General features: G+C 55.1%; 1 rRNA gene. It reads right to left on the reverse strand.

Annotated features, from left to right (window positions below):
- Nucleotides 1-1,146 (reverse strand): 23S ribosomal RNA (locus tag ACFVSH_RS26905); the annotation flags it as partial.

A 1,146-nucleotide genomic window follows, 5' to 3' on the forward strand; every position in this document is an offset into this window, starting at 1 on the left:
CTTGGGACCGACTCCAGCCCCAGGATGCGACGAGCCGACATCGAGGTGCCAAACCATCCCGTCGATATGGACTCTTGGGGAAGATCAGCCTGTTATCCCCGGGGTACCTTTTATCCGTTGAGCGACGGCGCTTCCACAAGCCACCGCCGGATCACTAGTCCCGACTTTCGTCCCTGCTCGACCCGTCGGTCTCACAGTCAAGCTCCCTTGTGCACTTACACTCAACACCTGATTGCCAACCAGGCTGAGGGAACCTTTGGGCGCCTCCGTTACTCTTTAGGAGGCAACCGCCCCAGTTAAACTACCCATCAGACACTGTCCCTGATCCGGATCACGGACCCAGGTTAGACATCCAGCACGACCAGAGTGGTATTTCAACGTCGACTCCACCATGACTGGCGTCACAGCTTCACAGTCTCCCACCTATCCTACACAAGCCGAACCGAACACCAATATCAAACTATAGTAAAGGTCCCGGGGTCTTTCCGTCCTGCTGCGCGAAACGAGCATCTTTACTCGTAGTGCAATTTCACCGGGCCTATGGTTGAGACAGTCGAGAAGTCGTTACGCCATTCGTGCAGGTCGGAACTTACCCGACAAGGAATTTCGCTACCTTAGGATGGTTATAGTTACCACCGCCGTTTACTGGCGCTTAAGTTCTCAGCTTCGCCCCACCGAAATGGAGCTAACCGGTCCCCTTAACGTTCCAGCACCGGGCAGGCGTCAGTCCGTATACATCGCCTTACGGCTTCGCACGGACCTGTGTTTTTAGTAAACAGTCGCTTCTCGCTGGTCTCTGCGGCCACCCCCAGCTCATGGAGTAAATCCAATCACCGGACGTGGCCCCCCTTCTCCCGAAGTTACGGGGGCATTTTGCCGAGTTCCTTAACCATAGTTCACCCGAACGCCTCGGTATTCTCTACCTGACCACCTGAGTCGGTTTAGGGTACGGGCCGCCATGAAACTCGCTAGAGGCTTTTCTCGACAGCATAGGATCATCCACTTCACCACAATCGGCTCGGCATCAGGTCTCAGACTCATGTTGTGCGGATTTGCCTACACAACGTCCTACACCCTTACCCCGGGACAACCTTTCTCCCGAAGAATTGCAGGCCTTTTTTGACAAAGACAGCTGGCAGGAATGGC

Source organism: Peribacillus sp. NPDC058002 (genome assembly GCF_042886655.1).
In the GTDB taxonomy this organism is placed as follows: Bacteria; Bacillota; Bacilli; order Bacillales; family DSM-1321; genus Peribacillus; species Peribacillus aracenensis.